The sequence below is a fragment of the Psychrobacillus sp. FSL H8-0487 genome, from assembly GCF_038008385.1.
Lineage (GTDB): Bacteria > Bacillota > Bacilli > Bacillales_A > Planococcaceae > Psychrobacillus > Psychrobacillus psychrotolerans.
This window is the reverse complement of record NZ_JBBOZA010000001.1, coordinates 801,874-819,658: the sequence shown is the minus strand read 5'-3', so window position 1 is coordinate 819,658 and position 17,785 is coordinate 801,874. Positions and strand designations below refer to the sequence as shown.

16 protein-coding genes are annotated in these 17,785 nt (G+C 36.2%); 5 read left to right on the top strand and 11 right to left on the bottom strand.

What is annotated here, in order from left to right; genetic code table 11:
- Positions 1–45: 45 nt before the first annotated feature.
- Both MHI47_RS03915 and MHI47_RS03910 read right to left on the bottom strand, forming a co-directional pair.
- A complete protein-coding gene (locus MHI47_RS03915) occupies positions 46–2,397 on the bottom strand; it encodes a bifunctional 2',3'-cyclic-nucleotide 2'-phosphodiesterase/3'-nucleotidase (protein ID WP_340768399.1) in 2,352 nt (783 codons plus the stop codon).
- Between the two features lie 239 nt (positions 2,398–2,636).
- Entirely contained in the window at positions 2,637–4,079 is a 1,443-nt protein-coding gene (locus MHI47_RS03910; RefSeq protein ID WP_340829668.1) for an S-layer homology domain-containing protein, read from the bottom strand.
- Between the two features lie 295 nt (positions 4,080–4,374).
- Here MHI47_RS03910 and MHI47_RS03905 point away from each other — a divergent pair, with 295 nt between their 5' ends.
- The gene (locus MHI47_RS03905) at positions 4,375–6,018 is read left to right on the top strand and encodes an S-layer homology domain-containing protein (RefSeq protein WP_340829665.1); all 1,644 of its coding nucleotides are present in this window, start codon (positions 4,375–4,377) and stop codon (positions 6,016–6,018) included.
- 245 nt (positions 6,019–6,263) lie between these two features.
- On the opposite strand, the gene MHI47_RS03900 is transcribed toward MHI47_RS03905, so the two are convergent.
- Both MHI47_RS03900 and MHI47_RS03895 read right to left on the bottom strand, forming a co-directional pair.
- Entirely contained in the window at positions 6,264–7,646 is a 1,383-nt protein-coding gene (locus tag MHI47_RS03900) for a S8 family peptidase (protein ID WP_340829663.1), read from the bottom strand.
- Positions 7,647–7,782: 136 nt separating this feature from the next.
- On the bottom strand, positions 7,783–9,378 hold the full coding sequence (locus MHI47_RS03895) for a M14 family zinc carboxypeptidase (RefSeq protein WP_340829659.1): 1,596 nt from the start codon (positions 9,376–9,378) through the stop codon (positions 7,783–7,785).
- A 161-nt stretch (positions 9,379–9,539) separates the two neighbouring features.
- Between MHI47_RS03895 and MHI47_RS03890 the strand changes: the two genes are divergently transcribed.
- A complete protein-coding gene (locus MHI47_RS03890; RefSeq protein WP_340768392.1) occupies positions 9,540–9,905 on the top strand; it encodes a GtrA family protein in 366 nt (121 codons plus the stop codon).
- A 7-nt stretch (positions 9,906–9,912) separates the two neighbouring features.
- On the opposite strand, the gene MHI47_RS03885 is transcribed toward MHI47_RS03890, so the two are convergent.
- Both MHI47_RS03885 and MHI47_RS03880 read right to left on the bottom strand, forming a co-directional pair.
- A complete protein-coding gene (locus MHI47_RS03885; RefSeq protein WP_340768391.1) occupies positions 9,913–10,866 on the bottom strand; it encodes a glycosyltransferase family 2 protein in 954 nt (317 codons plus the stop codon).
- 79 nt (positions 10,867–10,945) lie between these two features.
- Entirely contained in the window at positions 10,946–11,980 is a 1,035-nt protein-coding gene (locus MHI47_RS03880; RefSeq protein WP_340829656.1) for an acyltransferase family protein, read from the bottom strand.
- Positions 11,981–12,259: 279 nt separating this feature from the next.
- Between MHI47_RS03880 and MHI47_RS03875 the strand changes: the two genes are divergently transcribed.
- Both MHI47_RS03875 and MHI47_RS03870 read left to right on the top strand, forming a co-directional pair.
- On the top strand, positions 12,260–12,721 hold the full coding sequence (locus tag MHI47_RS03875; RefSeq protein ID WP_340768389.1) for an NUDIX hydrolase: 462 nt from the start codon (positions 12,260–12,262) through the stop codon (positions 12,719–12,721).
- A 60-nt stretch (positions 12,722–12,781) separates the two neighbouring features.
- A complete protein-coding gene (locus tag MHI47_RS03870; RefSeq protein WP_340829653.1) occupies positions 12,782–13,204 on the top strand; it encodes a GNAT family N-acetyltransferase in 423 nt (140 codons plus the stop codon).
- Between the two features lie 81 nt (positions 13,205–13,285).
- Here the strand turns inward: MHI47_RS03870 and MHI47_RS03865 are convergent, their stop codons facing one another.
- Positions 13,286–14,650 (bottom strand): S8 family serine peptidase, encoded by a 1,365-nt coding sequence (locus MHI47_RS03865; protein ID WP_340829652.1) that lies wholly within the window; start codon positions 14,648–14,650, stop codon positions 13,286–13,288.
- Positions 14,651–14,713: 63 nt separating this feature from the next.
- A complete protein-coding gene (locus MHI47_RS03860) occupies positions 14,714–14,902 on the bottom strand; it encodes an ABC transporter permease (RefSeq protein WP_340829650.1) in 189 nt (62 codons plus the stop codon).
- A gap of 304 nt (positions 14,903–15,206) precedes the next feature.
- Here MHI47_RS03860 and MHI47_RS03855 point away from each other — a divergent pair, with 304 nt between their 5' ends.
- Positions 15,207–15,401 (top strand): acyltransferase, encoded by a 195-nt coding sequence (locus tag MHI47_RS03855; RefSeq protein ID WP_340768385.1) that lies wholly within the window; start codon positions 15,207–15,209, stop codon positions 15,399–15,401.
- An 88-nt stretch (positions 15,402–15,489) separates the two neighbouring features.
- Here the strand turns inward: MHI47_RS03855 and MHI47_RS03850 are convergent, their stop codons facing one another.
- The 3 genes from MHI47_RS03850 to MHI47_RS03840 form a co-directional block, all read right to left on the bottom strand.
- The gene (locus tag MHI47_RS03850; RefSeq protein ID WP_340829648.1) at positions 15,490–16,290 is read right to left on the bottom strand and encodes an isoprenyl transferase; all 801 of its coding nucleotides are present in this window, start codon (positions 16,288–16,290) and stop codon (positions 15,490–15,492) included.
- Positions 16,291–16,573: 283 nt separating this feature from the next.
- A complete protein-coding gene (locus tag MHI47_RS03845; RefSeq protein ID WP_340829645.1) occupies positions 16,574–17,044 on the bottom strand; it encodes a competence protein ComK in 471 nt (156 codons plus the stop codon).
- Between the two features lie 253 nt (positions 17,045–17,297).
- Positions 17,298–17,780: a sigma-70 family RNA polymerase sigma factor gene (locus MHI47_RS03840; protein WP_340829643.1), complete on the bottom strand. Its 483-nt coding sequence runs from the start codon at positions 17,778–17,780 to the stop codon at positions 17,298–17,300.
- Positions 17,781–17,785: the final 5 nt, after the last annotated feature.

Below are 17,785 nucleotides of genomic sequence, written 5' to 3'. Positions count from 1 at the left end.
GTGTGCATACTACAGTTAGATATCAGAATTGTGTGCTACACAGGGTCACTTAATAGAATACTTCCCAAAACCATCCGTACCTTCACCTACATACTTAATATTGCCGTCAGCAGGGATTACTTTTTCTGCTTGTTTAGAGGATTCGAATACGATTGTTGCGTTACCTGGTAGTGCTGCGAATTTCCAGTTGCCGTCAGCAGATGGATCGATTGTTTTCTCTGCAAGAATGTAGTCGATAATTGTTTGACGGTTTTCATCTGGGTAGATTTCAATTGCTGTTGCATTTCGTACGCCTGGGAATGTTCCATTTGCACGGTAGTTATTTGTTGCAACGATGAATTCTTGTTTTAAGTCAATTGGTTTACCATCGTATTGTAAATTTGTAATACGTGATGATTTGTCATTTACTAGATTTCCATCTGCATCGTATTTTGCTGGTTTCGTCACATCAATTTCGTATGTTACCCCATCAATTACGTCATAGTTGTATGAGCGGAAGTCTGTATTGATCAGCTGTTGGTCGCCAGTTTTAGTTGCATCAATTTGGTTAAATTGACCCGCAGACATTTCCAACCATTCTTTAACATCTGCTCCAGTTACTTTAACCGTTGCTACAGTGTTGTCGTATAAATATAAGTCAGCTACGTTTTTAATTGCTAGCTCGCCTTTTGGTACATATGTGTAGTACTCAGGATCGCTTCTTGTTCCTGCTTTAAATGGCGCACCTGCTGAAAGGACTGGCAATTTCTCATTAGCTGTACCTTTTAGTTTAGCTTTTACATACTGCGTTTGCGCATTTGTTACGATTTGAATCGATGGATCATCTTGTACTTGTGAGAAGTAACTATGAATATCAGCTGTAGTTGTTCCTACGGCTTGACGTACATATTTAATTGTTCCTTCATGTGCTTCTTTTACAGCGTCTACAACTGTTTTATCAACATCCGTTGAATCTTTAGCGATAGTGCGAACTTCCGCTTTAGATTGTTTTACTTCCCATTCGTTACCTTTTTTCACTAGATCTAGATCGATTACACCTAAATGACTACCGAATTTACCAGGCATAACAACTGGAATACCATTAATAGTGCCGTTTTCGATATCCACATTAGTTAAAGATGCATCCACTTTACCAGGGAATACTTGGTGCGCATGTCCTGTAATAATAGCATCAACGTCTTTAACTTTCGTCAGAAGATACGTAACATCCTCTTCGCCAACCTCATGCTTGGTATCTCCAAGACCTGAATGGGAAAGAACTACAATTACGTCTGCTCCTGCTTTTTTCATCTCAGGAACAATTGCTTCTACTGCTTGTACTGAATCGTCTACCTTTACTTTTCCTTCTAAGTGAGACTTGTCCCATTTTAGAATTTGAGGTGGTACGATACCTGTTACTCCAACTTGGATAATAGATTTCTTCCCTTTAGAGTCAACTACTTCTTTGTCAATTAACACATATGGCTCATAAGCTAATTTACCCGTTGCTGCATCACGAACATTTGCATTTACATATGGGAAATTGGCATCATCCATTACTTCATCTAAATAGTCCAAACCATAGTTAAACTCATGGTTTCCGAATGTAGCACCATCATATTGAAGTAGTTCCATTGCCGTTACAGATGGGTGTTCTTCCCCATCTACTAATTTATCTACAGCTTGCTTGTACGAACCGAGTGGAGTTCCTTGAATTGCATCTCCGTTATCGAAAAGTAACGAATTGCTATTTTCTGAACGAGCATTCTTAATAAGCGTAGCAGTTTTTGCAAGGCCTAAACTATTAGAATCAGTATCCTTATAGTAGTCATAGTTTACGATGTTCGTATGAATGTCAGAAGTTCCTAAGATTCTTAACGAAACAGTAGATGGAGACTTTTTATATTCTGTCAAGAAGCGTTTTAATATATTATTCATTTCATGTTTACTAACAATATTAGAAGGTCTTACAGTTTTATCTGGATATCCATTTAAGAATCCTAATCCAATTGCCTTTGCAATTTCACTATGATTGGATACCTTAATTTTATTTTTATCTGTAAATTTGTTTAACAAATTCTCCGAAAAAGTTTTATCTGTTTCAATAGCTCTTGTTGCAATAATAAATGCATGCTCACGAGTTAGCTTTTCATCTGGAGCGAAAACAGTCGCAGACTTTCCAGTTATAAGCTTTAACTCCAGCGCTTTCTCAATGTAGGGCTTTAACGAATCAGGAACATCATTAAACTTAACGGATTTTCCAGTACCTAACTCTATACCCATAGCGTCGATCATTGTTTTTACATAATCACCACGTGTAACATCTGGACTTTTTGCCGCAGAAGCATAGTCAACATTCGCAAATCCCCCTACTGTAAGCGATAACGCAAGTGCTGATGCTGAAACTTTTTTCCACATAAAATAATTTCCTTCTTTCTCAACTTGGAATATTAAACCAACACAATTGTAACAAAGATAATAAGTAAATAGTGTAATTAATTCGTAAATTTAAAAAACTACTATTACGTTAATAGGCAGAAGTATATTTGAAACATTAGGTTTATGTGGTGATTAGGGGTAATTATGTGAGGAATTGCAAAATTTCTGGGGAGAACATAGAAAAAAACCGATTCCCAAAGAAAGGAATCGGTTTTAAGCTACTTTACAATGTACGGAGAAGCAATATACCCAGTTACACTTTTTCCATTTATAACTGTTTGGACTGGATACCAAACAAAATGATTAGTAGAATTTTTGTTTTCATCAAATACCGGTGAACCTATGATAGTTACTACAGAACCTTTTGTAATCGAGGTCAGTGGCGACTGAGTACTTGGTGAACTGCGAAGACCTGATCCATTGTATTTTACTTTATCTCCATTTCCATACTCCTCAGTAGTAAGGGTGCTTGAAGTTAATGGATATGATTTCTTAACAAATTCTATATTGTTTGTTTCCTCCGCGTAAATAAAGTCTTCTTTTTTGAAATCTAACAAGTCAATACTCGTTTCTAATAATCCATTTTTCTCCATAGTTTGATAGACTCGTTCTTGATATGCGTTTGGATTTCTTTTTCCGGTTGCCTGATAGACCGGACTATTGACTGCTTTCGTCCCATTGTATGCCATTATTGCAAAATACCATCCCTCTAAATCTTCTGGTTTAGCATTCTCTATTTTTGGCAAACTGCTTCTTTTATAATTTTTTCCAAGCATATCGATAGCAGTATCAATATTATATACTAAATCATATTTTATACGTTCCACGTCATAACCTGCTGTACTCGTAATTTGCATTAACCCAATACCGCCATCGCTACTTATAATTGGCTCACCATTAGATTGGAAATGAATCCATCCATTACTCTCTACGGAAGCTATCCCCTTAACGATTTCCGCTGGAATTGGCACTTCAGCATTTCTAGCTGCAGTTGTAAGCAAGCAGTTCATCGTTTGACGATCTGGGTTTGATTTAATATTTGGATCATATCCACAGGTATCTGCCGTCAAACGTAAATCATCATTCAACGCTCTTGCCAAAAACCCAGCAAAATGTGCACGAGTTACTGAATTGTTCGGTCTAAACTCCCCATTCGCATAGCCACTAACTACTCCAAATGCAGTGGCTTTTCGAATATCCGAATATGCAGAAGAATTCAGGGGGACATCCGCAAATGGTAGTGCCTCTTCCTCCATCTCAAATGCGCGTGCGATAAAACTAGCCATCTGACCTCTTGTTACATAATTATTCGGTTTAAAAGTTCCATCAGGATATCCGTTAATAATACCTGCATCAGCTGCAGATTGAATAGCACCAGATGCATGGTGATCATCCCCTACATCAGTAAAAATAGTATTCTTAGCCGTTAAGTTCAAGTTCAAAGCTCGAGCTACCATTAATGCAGCTTGGCTTCTCGTCACATAATTACTTGGCTTGTAATGATCTGCATCCACACCATTTACAATGCCCTCGTCATATAGGTAATTGATATGCTTATAAAATGGATGACTCGTTTGCACATCTTGGAATCCTGCGGCTTGAACAATAGATGAAAATCCTAACACTAATATAAAGCTTAAAATCAACATTAACTTCTTCATATACTTCCCCTCCTAATCTATCAGTCTACAAGAAGTCTCTCATCATTAACAACGCATTTCAACCTAATAGGTTACAAAAAGTTTTATACTTTGGCCAAATAGCGTAAAATACTTATCCTTTTTACCTACTATTATCCCAATAAAAATAAATTGACTTTTCTAAATTTACAGTTAGTATTAAATTTACTGGCATTTACCCATTATTATTGTCCTATTTATTTGTAATTAAATTGTTCTAGGTAATAATGTTTAACCATATACTATTTGCACACTATTTAACATTCAGGAGGTAATTATGTCCAAAAAAGTCACCATTTTAATCTTAGCTTTCACATTATTCTTATTACCCTCAATTACTTTAGCTGCTCCAGTTTTTAAAGATATTCCGGAAGACTCCCCTATTATAGCTGAGATTACCTATCTTATAGAAAAAGGAATACTTACATCTGATCCTACTACGGACTTCGGTGGAGATACCTCTATTACCCGTATACAAGCAGTAGAAATCCTAATAAATGCCCTTGCGATTAACCTAGAAAATAGACCAACTCCTGATTTTGTTGATGTAAATCCAACAGATGAGTATTTCCCTTTAATAGCAGCAATTGTTGATGAGCAAATTATGAGTGGCAACGCAGCAGGTGAATTTAAGCCAAACGATCCTTTAACCCGTGGACAGATGGCTATTATTTTAACTAATGCCTTTAAGCTCACTGGCACAACAACTCTCTCTTTCCAAGATGTCGATTCTTCTCATTGGGCCAATGAGTCTATTCAAGCCCTTATCGCAAACAAAATAACAACTGGCTACCCAGATAATACATTCAAACCTGATTCGCTAACAACGAAATCTAATTACGTAGTATTTTTAGCAAGAATACTAAATCCTGTTTTTCGAAAAGATTTAAGTAAGCCTGCTCCAACTCCTGAACCCGTGCCAGAGCCGGTTCCGGTTCCGGTTCCGGTTCCGGTTCCGGTTCCTGTGCCTGTGCCTGTTCCAAAATCGTGTGAAGAGCCAAGTAAAAAAGAGACTTTCAAAGTAAATGTTTCCGTAACCTCTCTTTGGAATAAACCTAATATGTCTAGAAAAGTAGATAGACCTTCCACTTCAATCCCTGTTGATATAAAGAAATGGACAAAAGATATGAGTCTATCACAAAAATGGTGGCTTGTCGGAAAGACAGATACACAGGCTCTATATGGAGACGAAGTAACAGTTCTTAAAAGTACGGGCAATTGGGTTCGTGTCGCTATTAAAGATCAATATGTACCTTATCAAAAAGAAGGATATCCAGGTTGGGTTCCTAAAACACATATTAAATCTACAACGACCAACTATACTAATTGTTCCATTGCAATTGTAACTTCAAAGGTGGCAACTTTGTATAATAATAACGCAGAAAAGAAAAAGTTTATGGATATCAGTTACTCTACTATTCTCCCAATTATTAAAGAAGATGAAAAGTGGTTTTACGTGCAAACACCAGGAAATATAGTCAAATTATTAAGTAAAAAAGATGCTAAAACATATAAAAATTACGTTGCCATTCCAAAACCATCTCAAAAGGATATTGTTAATGAAGCAAAAAGGTTCTTAGATCTCCCATACTTATGGGCTGGTACATCGGCATATGGCTATGACTGCTCGGGAATTATTTATGCTGTCTATAAAAACCATGGAATCCTTATCCCACGCGACTCCTTTTATCAAGCAACAAAAGGAACTGCTGTATCTAAAAAGAATTTACAACCTGGGGATTTAGTATTTTTTGCAGGAGCCAGTGGTAAAGGAAAAGTCTATCATGTTGGTTTATACGTTGGGTCAGGTAAAATGCTTCATGCTCCGAATGCTTCATCCAAGGTGAAAATTGAATCGATGAATGCTGGGGCATATAAAAGAAATTATGCAGGCGCCCGCAGATATTTAGTAAATAAGTGAATATAAAATTACATTGAATAAGCCGCCGCCCTTGTGGCGGCTTATTCAATGTTTTAAACAGCAACTGGCTACCACATAACTTCTACCAACTGACACATAAATTCTTCTATCCACCATACAACAACATCCAACCACCTCCTAAACAAATTCAACCAAAACATAATCTCCTCCAACTACCAACACAATTCCTCGACACAAAAATAGACTTGTAGATAATTTTAACGTATCTACAAGTCTAAAAAGAGTTATTTTGTTGTAAATCTCATCAAATATTTATCTCCATTTTTCACTTGAATTTCTAATAGATAATCCGTGTTAGCTTGATAGTTCTCGATAGGAGCTACCATTATTTTTTTGTTAGCTAAGTTTGGTGTGAGCTTTATAGGAATCTCATAGTTCTCAGTGTATAGTTTAACAGCAATCGTTGAGTCGTCCGAGAATACTTGGTTAAACAATATGGTCCACTTCTTATCTAATGGAACATTGGAATGTTCGGGAAGATTAATATAATCACTTGCACTAACCGCGCTCGATATTAGGGAATACTTTTTATAATTAGAGACATTAAGGATACCTTCACCATATAACGGATCCCAGTTTGTAACACCTTTATCGTCAACATAAGTTTTTAACGTTTTTTCAATTTCTTTTATCGAACTAGTTGGTGCTTCTAACATTAGCATAGCTGCGACACCACTCACATATGGAGCGGCCATAGATGTGCCATGCAAGGCGGCATACTTTTCTCCTGGCACACTGGAAACGACACTGACGCCAGGTGCTGATATGTCAATGGAATGACCGGTGTTACTAAAACTAGCAATTTGATCAGTTTGGTCAGTTGCGGATACAACTAATATTTTCTCTTCGGAAGCAGGATAGTAATTAGCTGTATCATCACTAAGATTTCCAGATGATACGACGACTAGTACATTTTTAGAAAGTGCGTAGTCAATTGCTTGTGCTAAATGCTCGGAATATTCATTTCCTTGGAAGCTCATGTTCACGATAGATGCACCATTATCCACAGCGAAATGGATTCCTTTAGCTATATTCGAATCATAGCCATTTCCAGAGTGATTGAGCGCCCGTATTGGCATAATTTTGATATTGGCTGTTGTTGATTCTACTATAATTCCAGCTACATGCGTACCATGAAAATGCTCATCCATTGGATCCGAGTCATTATCAACAAAGTCATATCCATCTATCATTCTCTCTCTTAGGAAGGAATGGGTATAATCTATCCCCGTATCAATAACAGCAACGATTACTTCTTCATCATTTGAAGCAATCTTTGATTTCATCCATTCTGTTCCCACCCGGTTAACCGACCATGATTTAGTATATTTATCTGTTGTTTGAGCCATATCAATTGTTCGTATATAATCTGGTTGCAAAATGTTTATCTGATCTCTCATAGAAGAGGATATCCTAAAGGTTGATTTTGGTTGAACTTCATCTACAGGAATGCTTTTTGTTTCTTTATTTCCTTCTTTATCTGTTATTTCTACTATTACTCTATCTGTCCCTGTTGTCTCCCCTGAACTACTAAGAGCAATATTAGGAAAAAAGAAAACTAAACTTAACGAACATCCCAACACCATTTTAACTAACATACTCCTCATTTTTTCCCCACCCTACTTTACATTGTACCATTAGCAACTGAGTACCCCTTTTATAAGGTATGTAAACTAGGTGATGTTGATTATTGTTTCAAATGTAAAAAAACCTACAAATCATGTCGATTTGTAGGTAAAAGGACTATCTTTTAGATGCTTCATTTGCGATATATAAACCAATCTTAGAATTTTCGGTCCATATACGATCCCATCTACTTAAAGGTACAGGGTTGTCACCTGCATATGGTGAAATTTCGAGGACGATACCTGGCATCCCAGTTTCTTGGATAAAGTAATCACCAGATGCTCCCGAACCTGGAAGGTATTGCGGAGGCATTACCTTATATCCAGTGATTTGTGATAATTGGTTGGCTAAAGCTTTATCTCTATTAAGCTCTGCTGTTTTTTGATAATTAAACCAATACATAATTTGACCAGATGAATGATAAGAGATATTCGTTTTAAAAGGTCTACTAGTCATGAAATTTCCTAATGCCTGTGCCTCTGGCTCACTAAATGCATGAGGACCTCTATATTGCATATAGGAAGGGCCTGATCTAGAATTGTTAATTTTAGACCATCTCGAGTCAAAATTATCATTTAAGTCAACGCCGCGGATATTGGACTTCCAACGGTTAAAGTTACTGCTTCCATTAATAGCAAGGACATTTGACTTGTTTGCTACTGCATTTGCTCCCAATTGGACAAGTGTTACCCCGTCAGGATTGACCATTGGCACAAACCAGATTGCTGTCTTGTCCAAAACAGATTTAACATTGTATCCCTGGTAAGAACTACCCGCCGCATAGTGTGCACTATATGTGTCGATCATTTCGAGCAAAACATTTGTTGTCATATGTTCTCTTGCATGAACGGAAGCATCAAATAATACTTCTTTTTTACCATTTCCTATACGTATTGCATAAATGGGACGCTTTTCTACAGATGCTCCTATTTGTTTTAGTTCTGTGAAGCTTGGATATTTTGCTGCGATCTGTTGTAAATAAGTCGTCATTTTTTGATGTGTAATGATCTGCTTGGGATTTACTATATTGCTAGTGGTTGGTGCAGCTGTTCCCTTTGAAAGAAAGCTCGCTACTACATACCCTCTCATATCTCCAGCAGTCACATAAGCCCAACCAGCTAACTCTGAATGGACTAAGACATTCTTTCTATTTATTAGTGCCCCAACACTCGCACCACTTGAACTCGCAATGTTCTTCACGACTACGCCACTTTTAGAGGTCACTGTAGCTGGATAAGTAGTTGGCTTCCCGATAAAGTTAGAGGCAACATATCCAGTAATATTGCCGTATTGAACGAATGACCATCCATTTTCAGCGGAAAATTCTTCGACAATCATTTTATATTGAAGTGTTGCAAGATTCTTGCTGGTTGCACTTGCAGATTCTCGAACAATAACGCCACCCTTAGAGCTTGCTATTTTTATGTTCCCTACTGCTTTTTTCAAAAAGCTAACTGGCGCATAACCTGTTATACCGTCGACTTGAATTCGAGCCCAACCATTTTCTACAGAAAAAACAGTTCCAGATGTCCCGTAAGTCATGTGATGAAGTGACGTAGAACCAGTCGATGGAGCTTCTCTTAAAATAACTCCGGATGCACTGTTCACGGTATATACTTCACGAAAAGTAGAGGCTTTGGTCACATTCGTATAACTATTCCAGATGAGGAGCATGATGAGAAATGCTCCCATTATTTTTAGTGAATTTTTCATCGTTTCCCCCATTTCTAATGTACTCTTTTAAGTGTACTGTCGAATACTAGCGAATCATAGTTACCTTTTAACTAAAATCCTCTAGGTACATGACCCTTTTTTTAGCAAAGTTTACGATACAGTATAGTTTAAGGTACAATACACTTTATGGAGGTTTTGAAATGCGTAATGAGTTAATGAAGTTTATAATTGTTGGAGTTTTAAATACGCTTCATTATTATGGGTGGTATTTACTATTTTCTCAGGTTATAGATTGGCATTTTTTGCCTTCCCACTGGATAGCTTTTGTCATAAGTATGATAGGATCATTTTATTTGAACTCTTACTTTACATATAATACAAAACCTACATGGCGAAAATTTTTCCGATTTCCTTTGACATATATCGTCCAAATAATTATATCGACTATTGTACTATATATACTTTCTACATATTTTGGGGTGGATGATCGAATCGGTGCTCTTATTGCTTCCGTAGTTACAATTCCTTTTACTTTTTTACTATCCCGAAAAATATTAAAAAGATGATTCCAGCTTATTCAGCCGAATCATCTTTTTTGATAGTGGAAACATATTCTTCTACAAAATACACAGGTCGGTCTTTGGTCTCATAGAAAACCTTTCCTAAATATTCTCCAATAATCCCTAATGATAAAAGCTGAATACCACCTAAAAATAGAATTACTGCCATAAGAGATGGATATCCAGGTACAGGATCACCATATAAAAACGCACGAATAACAACGATAATCATGAAGAAGAATGCCGCTACAGAAATTATTACACCCAACAACGAAGAGAAGCGAAGTGGCGCAATCGTTGAAGATGTAATTCCATCGATGGCCAGATTAAAAAGTTTTCCATAATTCCATTTAGTTTCCCCCGCTGCACGTGGATCACGGTCGAAAAGAATTTCCTTTTTGTTAAAGCCAATCCAGCTATACATACCTTTAGTGTACCGCTGACCTTCGCGTAACTGTTGTAATGCATCAATACAACGACGATCTAACAAACGAAAATCCCCTGTGTCGCGCTGTACTGGGATATTTGAAAGGGTCTCCAATATCTTATAGTACCTGGAAGAGGACCATTTTTTAAACCAAGATTCCCCTGCTCTACTACGACGCTTTGCAAACACATCATCATAGCCTTGTTCCCAATAGCTAATCATTTCAGGGATGAGCTCTGGAGGGTCTTGTAGGTCTGCATCAATAATAATAACTGCTTGTCCCTTTGTATGGTCAAACCCAGCAAGCATCGCCACCTCTTTTCCAAAATTCCGAGAAAGATTCACATATGATATATCGTTTCTATGATTCACCAATTGTTTTAACAAAAATAGGGTATTATCCGTACTGCCATCATTAACGAATAAATACTCAAATTGATAATTTGGCAGTCCACTTGTTACTGCATCTAATCGGTTGATCAAAGTATGTAGTACCTGCTCCTCATTGTAAGCTGGTATTAAGATTGAGATTGTTTTCATATTTATCACCTAGTGAATATTATACCGCTTGGTAGCAGTTATAGCACTTAAATTTATTTGAAAAGATTGCTGACTTTCTTTATGTTGTAATCGGTTCTAGTTTGATATCATTTTGAGCTTTTTTCTTTGTTTTTCCTATAATATATTCTCCAAAAGGTAGTAGCGAGATTAATTTGATAACGATTAAAGATACCAATAAAGAGAATATAAACAATGCCACAACTCTGGTACTTGTGTGTTGGAAGTAATTTGCCGTAATTGGTGCTAAAAATACCTGAACTTGCCAGTGAACAAGGAAAATCCCAAAAGCATTGTCATTAAGCATTTTCACTACTTTAAAGTTAGGAATAGCCTGGCCCCAAGCAATCAGCGCACAGGTTACCGATAAAACAAATGGAAATAAATCAAATCTACGTGAATATACTAGAGTATTTCCAGCTTCATAGGAAAGAAAAACAAGCGAAAAAGATACACCTATGTATAACAATGTTGCCCATCTATGCTTAAATAGTTTTTGGGAAATAACTGTATAATTCTTTCCAATTATATAACCTAATGCAAAATAACCCACCCAAGCTAGAAAGGGTAATTTGAGTATATAGTTGAAATCTAAAAATATATCTGGATTATTTTCCATCCAGTTTAAGTACCATAACATTATTAAGATACTTGTAGGAACCAACCAAGCCATCGACACTTTATATTTTGTTACAAGAAAATGTAAAAAGTAAAATTGGAATATAACAAGGATAAACCATCCCTCAAAGGAACCTGTCATTATATTTTTTAGTAGTTTCACCGCAAAATATGTACCAGTATTTGTAGAATAAGAAACGACTAACGCATCTATTAATGCGAAAGAGAGAAATGGTAGAAAAATAAACTTAAATCTACTTTCCCAGAAGTTGCTTGGTAATTTTTCAGGATACCTATTGGCTAATATAATAACCGACAGAACGATGAATGTTGGGGTTGCGAAACACAAAAGAATTCGAAAAAATTGATAATACTCGATTTCGGGATAAGAAACAATTGAAGCCGTTTGCGTTGTGCTATGTAAAAAAACAATACATAAACATGTAACTGCTCGTAATAAATTCCATTCCTTAATCATATATACCTCCTTTATTAAAAAAGCTCTACATAAATGGTAAGTTACTTACATAGTAAAGTCAAAAGAAGTTTGAAATCAAGATATTTCACAATGAGAAATTATAGTCTTATTTTAAATATGGTGGACGTGCCAGAAACTATATAGCACCAGATAAACTTATAGTAAGAAGGATTACACGTTTTATTTGTCGAACCTATTATTAAAGAAATAGTTTTCTAAGGAGGACCTCGTCTCTAGAATGCTATTTATTCATCAAAACATAAGATTATGGAGGCAATAATGAGTTACATACAAACAATTCGTGCGTTAATCGGTAATGAAATGCTAATGACAGTAGGTTGCGGGATTATTATTGAGCATAAGGATCAGATTTTACTGCAACATCGTACAGATCAGGATGTATGGGGAATTCCGGGTGGGGTTATGGAGCCTGGAGAAACGTTTCTTGAAACTGCTATTCGAGAAACACTTGAAGAAACAGGATTAACGGTTGAACAATTACAATTGTTTGGTCTTTATTCAGGTGACGAAGGATTTACAGAGTATCAAAATGGCGATAAAATTTTCAGCGTTCAGATTATTTTTCATACATATAGCTTTACAGGGGAGTTACTTCATAAAACTGATGAAAGTCATGAACATCGTTTTTTTCCCCGTCATGACCTACCTAATTTGAATACACATCAAGAGCGATTCATTCAGGATTGGGTTGACAAAGTATCCCTCCCAACAATTAAGTAAAAATGCAGTATTCCAATTCCATACCTTTCCTATTCCATAATATAGAAGGAGAAATCACTTATGAACTTACATATTTCTAGAGAAACAAACAAAACAGATAAACAATATATTAATGAGGAGCTGTATAAGTTTAATTTAAAATACTTTCCAGAAGATTTAAGAGGAAGATACGAAGAAATTAATTTATATCTGAAGGATGATAGTGGGAATGTACGGGGTGGAATATTAGCTGAAGTATGTTGGAATTGGCTAGAAATCCATATTTTTATGATTGATGAAGATATACGGAAATCAGGATTTGGAACGAAATTATTGGTAGAAATGGAGAAGATAGCAAGGGAAAAAGAATGTGATTTTATAAAGTTAGATACTTTAAGCTTTCAAGCATTGGGGTTTTATGAAAAAAATGGGTACGAAGTCTTTGGTAGTTTAGATAACGTAGGAAGAGACTACAAGCACTACTATTTAAAGAAAGACTTATAGAAAAGTTATTATTAATCGAAAAAGAAACCAGTTTGATCATCTTCGGTCAATATGGTTTCTTTTCGCTTGGTACAACTACTTCTACATGGAACCTGTTTGGAAATTCATCAGGTATCGATCGCCACCAACAACTCTAATGTCGAGCAAATAGGGAGCGTTTGGTTCAAAATTAGTAATGGGTGTAACCATTAACTTAGCTGTACCTTTTGTAAAAGAAACCTTAATGGGTTCTTCTTGTTCATCTGAGTATAGAGCTACAGAAATGATTTTAGTGTCGGTGAGTATACGATTAAAATTGATTGTCCACTTTTTGTTAAGTGGAACGTTTGTGTATTTTGGTAAGTTGATATAATTTGCCGATGCAAGTGTTTGCTGGATGAGAGAATGCTTTTCATAGGAAGAAACATTAACAATTCCTTCTCCATAAAGTGAGTCCCAGTTAGTTGCACCTTTATCATCTACATATTTTTTGAGTAACTTTTCTATTTCTTGAATAGTTCGAGTCGGGTCATCTAGTTTTATCATGGATGACACAGCGCTAATATGAGGTGCAGCCATTGACGTTCCATCCATAAGAGCATATTTTCCTCCTGGAATACTGGAAAGAATACTTACACCAGGAGCAGCAATGTCAATCGACGCACCCGTATTGCTAAAATCCGCTACCTGATCGTGTTGATCTGTTGCAGAGACGACTATTACTCTTTTTTCGGATGCAGGGTAAAAGTTTTCCGTACTCATTCCTTTATTTCCTGATGCGACTACAACTAGTACATCGTGCTGAATCGCATATTCAATAGCATTTGCCAAATATGTGCTATAGTTTTCGCCCGCTAAACTCATATTTATAATAGAAGCACCATTATCTACAGCATAGTGAATTCCTTTAGCAATGTTCGTGTCATATCCATTTCCCTTTTCATCTAGAGAACGTATAGGGAGTACTTTTACATTCTCAGGCGTGGATTGTGCAATAATTCCTGCAACATGCGTTCCGTGCATATGCTTGTCCATCGGATTTCTATCATTATCTACAAAATCGTAACCTGCCATCACTCTACCATCTAACAATGGATGTGTATTGTCTACTCCAGTATCAATAATAGCCACAATTACATCTTTTTTTTTCGATATTAGCTGCTTCTTCATCTGTTCTACACCAATTCGCTTTACTGACCATGTTGGTTCCATCACTTCACTCGTATGGACAACACCGATGGAGCGAATATAATCGGGTTCTAATACTTCAACCTGTTGAATATCTTCCATCTTTTCTAACTCATCCCAAGTTAAACTCTCAATCTCTTCTTTACCCTCCTCATTTATTAGCTCCACGATTACTCTATCTGTTCCAGATAATTCCTCGTTTCCAGTCTGTGCATAGGAAACATTCGGTGATAAAAGTCCTAATGCAAATAAAACTACAGGATATATGAAATATTTCATCAAATACGACACTCCAATCTAATATTCTATGAAAAGTTTAACACCAAATTCTATTCATATATACTACAATTTTCCAAAAGTCTTCTCAAACCGTAAAGCCTTACTAGGTTTCATACTTGCTGCCTTTAATGCTGGATAAATTCCTACTAAACTTCCAATGGCGATGGAAGTATACAACGCAAGCTTCACTGCCCACATCGGTAATACAAGTGCGAAGATTTCTATGTTACCGTTCCAAACTTTCTTCTTCAAATGCGGAATTCGGAAAAAATAATTCCAATATATTAGTAAATACCATAGTGGTCACGCTACTTAACCTAATAGACTCGTATACAGTTTGCTGTGAAAAGAAAATAGATTAAAATCATCCACAACAAGACTATGCCTAAATTATAATGTTTTTTCATTTTAAATCTTCCATTTACACAAAATTCTTTGCCAATGAATAAAGAACAGTAAAAAAGTATAGTATAAAATGTTTTCAACTCTTTACAAGGTTTCGACGATATTTTTATATTCCTACTGATATAGTGAGTAATAAAAAACGAAGGAGTGTGTGTTATTGCAAAATGATTTTGTTTTACTACTTGATACTATCATCGGACCTAGAGATATTTTTCATGTGATGGAATGTGATATATGTGGTTGGAATGAAATCTACTATCAGCATCCAGAAACCAAAGTTCAAATTGGTTTTGCTTGTGAAGGTTGCAATTATGTGAAGAAATTTGAATACCTAAATTGTATGTAAAATGAACATTTTCAATAATAATTCATATAACAAAACCCCATATAACTCATGGATATGGGGTTTCTATTGCTCTATTAAGTTTTATCTATTACTTCTTTTCTACATCTTCTTCTCTAAGTCCACCATATTTTCGATTTCTTTTTTGATAGCTTTCGATTGCATCCATTAAACAAGGTTCATCAAAATCAGGCCATAGTGTATTGGTAAACCAAAACTCCGTATACGCTAGCTGCCAAAGCATGAAATTACTAAGGCGAATCTCTCCACTTGTACGGATTAGTAAATCTGGTTCCGTTAAGTCTTTTGTCATTAAGTGACTACTGATCAAGTCTTCTGTAATATCGTCACAGGAAATGGTCCCGAGCTGCACTTTGTTTACAATCTGTTGAACTGATTGAATAATTTCATCTCGACTACCATAATTTAAAGCGAAGTTTAATATAAGTCCATCATTATCAGAGGTTCTTTCTACTGCTTTTGTTATGGCTCTTTTTGTATGATCCGGGAGGAGATCGATATTCCCCATCATTTGCACCTGAACATTTTGCTCGATTAACTCAGGTAAATAGGTGCCCATAAATTCTTCTGGTAACCTCATCAAATATTCTACTTCTTTTTTGGGTCTTTTCCAGTTTTCCGTAGAGAATGCATACAACGTTAACGTTTTTATCCCGACATCATTGGCAAACCTTGTTATCTTTCTAACTGTTTGCATCCCCTCATAGTGTCCGGCAATTCTTGGTAAGGAGCGTTTTTTTGCCCACCTACCATTTCCATCCATAATAATGGCTATATGGGCAGGCAATTGTTCTATTTGCGCAAGCTCTTTTCTTTTAGTTAAATCGCTGGTTATTACTGGTTGCCTTTTACGCAAAAGCTTACTTAACATACCAATCCCACCTTATACCTTTTCCAATTATGTCTATTTATCTTAACAGATAAACCCATATATTACTCTTGTTTTTACAGCATTTTTTCTATAGTAAGGAAAATATTCCACGAACTTACTATACTGCAATAATATGCAGAAAAAAGCATCTGAAAGTATCTTCAGACGCCACACTCTTAAAATATTTAGTTAGGAGACAATAATTTTAGTACCCTTCAATGCTATTCTTTAGCTTTTTAGTTACGTAAACAATTGAAACGTTACTTTATGGTTCCTTTGTCCCCTACTTTTTTCGATGGTGGTGGATACCATATATATTTAACGAGGTGTGTAGTCTTTGATGTTGTTTGAGCAATACATGCTTGGAAGCATTGACAAAAACCGAGTGACCATTTGGAAAATGGATTATTGACTTTCCTTTGGTTACCTCCTCCACATGAATAGGGTGATTGAATATCCAAACACACTCCAAATGTCTATAGGACATAGTTGGAAAAGCACCGAAAAGATTTGGTTCTATCAACAGAGGTGTCTTTACAGAATAATTCATCAATTTTTTTATTGCCTTTAAATGACCTTCTAATGTCGATGCATAGCGATTACACGCACCTTCCAACAAATGTAAAGTACTCTCTTCTGAATAATAAATACCATGGGTCGTCACGATTCGTGTCTTTTCCTTCCCAGTAAATACGGATTCTAGCATTAACGTCTCGGGATTAACCAATTCGGAATTCCCTTTAACCTTCTTCATCACACTTCCCCCTTTTTGTCCCCTCTCTATACATGTCTATCCTATCAAAACACTTCAGAACTTACTAGTCTAAATTAACTAAATTTATTGAATATTTTAAAAATAATTCCTAATTCCCCCTTTTTCTTATAGGATATTTAGAACTTAGTCCTATCCCTCACCATTTTTTCCTGTCCGAGTGGTAAACTATTACTAAATAAATACCGAGAAAGTGTCGAAATTTACTTTCTCGGCTTGGATTCTCTTGAAAACCTTATGTTTCTATTCGCTCTCTCAATTTTACAAGGATTCTTTCCCGTCTCTTTTTAATACCTGGTATCGTTATTCCTACTCGAGTCGCTGCCTGCTGAAGCGAGATTCCCTCCACAAAAATCCACATCAGTAGTTCTCGCTCTTGTGCTTGCAAGGATTCAATCGCTCTTTCTAAATCCTCACTCACTATACTTAGAACAATTGATTTTTCTAGCATGACTGCTAGTTTCTCATCCTCCATGGGGTCAGTGTACTCTTCCTGCCGCTTCTCTTTTTTCAACTCATCCAACATTCCACCGTATATGGAACGATAAGCATAAGGTGCAAAATTCCCCTTGCCCTCATCGAACTTCACCCATGCTTTCCATAATGCAATTCTCCCTGCTTGCCGATAGATTTCATGATTCTTATAAATGTTTAGCTTTCGAATACAAGCAGAAATCATCGGGTCAAACTGCTCCAATACTTCTTCAAAATCCGTCAATGCCA